The organism is Klebsiella sp. EMBS2024 (genome assembly GCF_036233805.1).
GTDB lineage: Bacteria > Pseudomonadota > Gammaproteobacteria > Enterobacterales > Enterobacteriaceae > Klebsiella > Klebsiella pneumoniae.
This window is the reverse complement of record NZ_JAZARW010000001.1, coordinates 2,268,143-2,272,744: the sequence shown is the minus strand read 5'-3', so window position 1 is coordinate 2,272,744 and position 4,602 is coordinate 2,268,143. Positions and strand designations below refer to the sequence as shown.

Annotated in this window: 3 protein-coding genes and 2 pseudogenes; all 5 read left to right on the top strand. The window is 47.2% G+C overall.

The genetic code is table 11. From position 1 onward, the window contains the following. Nucleotides 1–547 precede the first annotated feature (547 nt). Complete coding sequence (locus VZP09_RS10445; RefSeq protein WP_004189563.1) at nucleotides 548–1,024, top strand: GNAT family N-acetyltransferase; 477 nt, start codon at nucleotides 548–550, stop codon at nucleotides 1,022–1,024. 344 nt (nucleotides 1,025–1,368) lie between these two features. Further along, on the top strand, nucleotides 1,369–1,758 hold the full coding sequence (locus tag VZP09_RS10440; RefSeq protein WP_023287730.1) for a hypothetical protein: 390 nt from the start codon (nucleotides 1,369–1,371) through the stop codon (nucleotides 1,756–1,758). 781 nt (nucleotides 1,759–2,539) lie between these two features. Then, nucleotides 2,540–2,902, top strand: coding sequence for a TonB family protein (locus VZP09_RS10435; protein ID WP_023287729.1), 363 nt, complete (start codon nucleotides 2,540–2,542; stop codon nucleotides 2,900–2,902). Nucleotides 2,903–3,080: 178 nt separating this feature from the next. After that, a pseudogene (locus VZP09_RS10430) lies at nucleotides 3,081–4,118 on the top strand (S66 family peptidase). Between the two features lie 236 nt (nucleotides 4,119–4,354). After that, nucleotides 4,355–4,602, top strand: a pseudogene (locus VZP09_RS10425) (ATP-grasp fold amidoligase family protein); the annotation flags it as partial.

Here is a 4,602-nt window from a genome sequence, read left to right as displayed (position 1 = left end):
AGGCNGCNTCCGTGCAAAACACGGCCCTCAGCCCGCATCCANGCGGGCTGCCCCNAACGTCTCAGCGATTTTGAGGCCGCAACACCGGCAGTTTCAGCAACAATGGTGAATAAATTAACGACAAGTCGCACGGACCGTAGGCNGGGTAAGTCGCAGCCGCCACCCGGCACAAAAGCGGCTCCGCACCCGCTGCCCTTGCCCGGCGGCGCTACGCTTGCGCGGGCCAACGAAGGGCGCGAATTGAGCGCCAAATCACCGGGCCGGGTAAGGCGTAGCTGTCACCAGGCAGAATAACGGCACAACAGCGTAGCCCGGATTAGGCGCCATGCGCCGCCATCCGGGATTTTCTCTGCTGGCGCTGTCATGCCGCTGACGCGGCTTTCAGAAGCCTCTCGATGTTGTAAGTGTACGAATGCTATTCCAGAATTTCATGTCTGCTGTGTGCCAGGAGCGGACGTTGCCGCCTCACTCAAATTTGATGGGTATGCTTTAGAATTTTTATGGTAGATGTAAATGGTTCGCAGAATAAAACGTACAAGGAAAAGGTATGAAGATCAGACTTGCTGTGCCTGTGGAGGCAGAAGAATGCTGGAACATTCGAAATCAGGCTATACGTTACGGATGTAAGAGTAGTTATGATGATGCGGTTATTGCAGCCTGGACACCGGAAAAAATGCCTGAGAGCTACAGGAACGCCATTGTAGTGAATCCTTTTTTCGTTGTTGCTGCCCCTGATGGCAGACTGTTAGCTACAGGCTATCTTGATCTATCTACAGGAAGTATTGAGGCTGTATTTACGCTACCTCAATATACAGGTAAAGGTTTAGGTAGTCAGATTATTGAAGCCATCAAAAGTGAAGCTCGTGGACGTGGTTTTGAGCAATTGACTTTGTCCTCAACACCTAATGCCCAGACTTTTTATGAGAAACATGGTTTCAAACTTATGCAGGAAAGCATGTATCCCTCTGCCTTGGCGCAGGCTGAACTGCGCTGCATGGAAATGTCTATAAATCTCCTGGGATAGTGGTTCGCTGTCTAATCGCAATGATCAATATGCCCAGTTACCACTGCAGGTAGATCTTAAAAGCTTCAAAATTAACGTCCGCTCTTTGCACCGCCCGGACCTTGCTGAGCATGAATTTCTTCTGTGCTCAAGTGTGGAAGTGGCTAACAACATTCTGTATGAATCGCAATGTGGAGTGTGCCAAAGGAGCCAAGCTGGCAATCAGGCAGAGCATGAGATTACGCTAGGGACTAAGTTAATCAATCCTGCCATCGCAACACTAGATTAGCGTCAAGAAACGCTTTAGATTGCCGACATATACATTTAGCGTTATTCCTGAAAATAAACAAAATGGATTGAGCCGAATGAAAAAACTTTCACTTCTTGTTCCACTGGTGTTTACTGCGCCGGTACAGGCTTCTGAAGTCACGGTAGGTCAGATTTGCAAGGCGGCTTCTGCTGCGATGTTTGGCCGTGACCATAAGATCATGCAACTGGATAAAGTGGAATCAGGTATTGCCTACGTACATTATATCCGACAGAACGATGGCACCCGTTGGGCAATAAAGTGTAAACTTATAGGTGATCAGGTTATGTGGGCATCTGATAACCCTGACATCACCGGTCGCTGGCGGGATGATCCTGCGGACAGTACAGTCAAATATTCTATTGATGGTAAAAAAATAATTATTACCGAGCTCTATACTGACGGTTCCAGTACCACGAACTCTTATCCCATGATGCAGCTAAAATGACTTTGACCTGCTCTCCGTTGATTACGACACCTCAATGTTAGTAACGTAGTTGTGGGCGTGGCAAACTTCCGCTCCTCGCTCATGGCGGACCTTTGGCTCATCTGGTTTGTCCGCTCAATGCCAGGAGCAGGAAGAGCTGGCATCACTATGTAACACTCAACGCGGCGCGAGCCAGTCAGTCAGCTTGCGAGTTTTTGTAGGCCGGGTAAGGCGCAGCCGCCACCCGGCAAAAAAACGGAACAAGAGCAGCCCAACAACCTAGCCGGTATAAGGCGTCACGCACCGCTATCCGGGATCCTCCCTGCTGGCGCTATGTTCAGCCGCTTCCGGGTTAAGTTCCCCGGTGTCGCAGAAATGACTGAAGAATCTCCCCCTTAGCATCAGCAGCAAGCTGCCGCTAAGCCCGCGGAGAACACCCTCTTAACGTCGCAACCGCGGTAGATCCCGAACACAGAAGTCAAAAAGGATTAGCTGAACGTCTTCAGCGCGGGACGCGAATAAATGCTAATCACTTGAGGGTGTTAGCTCGGTCATGTTCCCCGACGAACCGGATAGCGCTGCTGGCAGCTGGCAAAAGAATCGTTGATATAGTCGCTCAGCTCCCACTAGTCCTGATAGCGAAACGACCCCGGGAATGGATGTGGTACGAAGCGCCTGGTAAGTAGGTCAAAGGGATTGCAGCTGAAGACGCGGTATTCACTGATCATTTCATCTGGTAGCCTGTCACTCGCACCGTTGGTAACGTGAAGAATCATGGTTAATTTTGGAATTCGGACGATTTATGCAAGCTATCAGACTATTCACCCTGATTCTGCCATTGTTCCTGGCACTCTGCGCCGGTATACCGGCCAGCGCCAGCACACCTTCAGGCAGCATTTCCTCTGCAAAGACAGCAATTACCACTCATGATAATAACGGAAACCTCCTGCCGAATGCTCTGCGGATTCAGTATGATGTTGATTCAGATGGTAGAGTTCAGAATGTTAAGATACTGGAATCGACAACGACTCCGGAGTTTGAACATAAAATCATCGAGAAAATGATGAGTAAATGGCGCTTTGAAAAGGGGAAACCGGGAATAGCTAAAAGAGTAGTCGTCATGATCCAACCCAAATCAGCCGGCGGTCCCGCGAATAAGCAGTAAGCACTTTTGAGGATTAGTTGCCTGACGCATCATCTACGCCGGTAAAGTCCCTTGGGTGCCATGAGCAGACCTTTTAAAGGCTCATAGAAAAAACAAGCGGAGTGTTCGCCTGTTAATTTTACATCCTGGCTTTAATTATGGATTATGGAATTCTATATGTTCTGAAAAGGATCTATCCATGAGTGTCCTCTTTCCACCCAGGCTGGCTCCAGGAGATGTTATTGGTGTAACCGCTCCCTCTTCTGGCGTACCTGAACATCTGCATCCCAGACTGGAACTCGCCATAAAAAACCTAAAGAAAAGAGGTTACCAGGTCCGCGAAGGACGCTGCTTACGCTCGCAGCACAAAAATAAAAGCGCCACTAAATTTTCTCGCGTTGAAGAATTAATGTCTTATCTTACTGACCCAGATATAAAAGCTGTTATGCCACCTTGGGGCGGTGATCTGGCGATGGAATTACTTGATTTGATTGATTTTGATCTGTTGTCCCGGTCTAAACCAAAATGGTTTGTGGGCTTTTCAGATCTTAGTACACTTCATTTCCCACTGACGACGATATCGGGCTGGGCTACTTTGCATGGACCGAACCTCATGGATCTTGGCGCTCAAAAGTTAGATGCCACCACTCAGGCCGTATGGGAAATTCTGGAATCGAATCGGGGAACTGTAATCAAACAGTACTCTTCAACAGCATTTCAAGCGGATGAAAATTAATGGGGAACAGCGTCAGACGGAGGTTTCAATCTGACCCAAAAAACACAGTGGAAACGCCTTGATGGTGTTACATCTTCTCTGACATTTAGCGGGAAACTGATCGGCGGCTGCCTCGAAATAATATCCAGGTTAGCAGGTACACCATTCGGGAATGTGCCCTTGTTCAAGGCGAGCAATAGCCCTCAAGGAATAATCCTCTATTTTGAAAATGTGGAAATGGCTCCCTGTGAATTAACACGCGCATTATTTAGCTTACGATTACAGGGTTGGTTTGATAACTTAAATGGTGTTCTTATCGGCAGAAGTGCTGCACCCGACGTAAGCGACCCGACTAAACATAATTATCTGGATGCCCTTAAAGCCGCTTTTGAGAATATTGCCGTGCCCGTACTGTATGATGTTGATATTGGCCACATACCTCCTCAAATATCCCTGGTCAATGGAGCCGATGCGACGGTATTTTTCGCTGAAAATGGTAGCTGGGTAACTCAGCAGTTGTAGATAAGGCATTATTAATATTAAAGGCGGGCCTTGCTGTTCTTTTGCACTGAAGATCCGCTCTTCGTTCAGAGCGGATCTTCAGTGCAGTTAACTTTTCCGATTCGTGCAAGGCGCGGACAATGGTCCGGATTAATTTCTGTTAATAAAGAAGCAAGTCGGTCCATATACTCTCCATAATTTGCAAAAAATAAATCAACAAACCTCTGTCAGAATTTCCTTTCTGAACCGGAGGCGTTATGAACAAAATAAACTATCAAATCAAATACATTGAATATTTGTTAAGAAAATGCAGAACAATTTTGACTAATGACATTTCATTTCATGCAGACAGGTTAAGAGAAATATCTGGCACATATCCGGATTTACTCAACCCTGTAACGCTTAATGAGAAAATCTGCCATCGCATTTTATTTATCCACAACCCATTTTATACATTGCTTGCTGATAAACTTCTGGTCAGGCAGTATGTTGAGAAACGGACTAA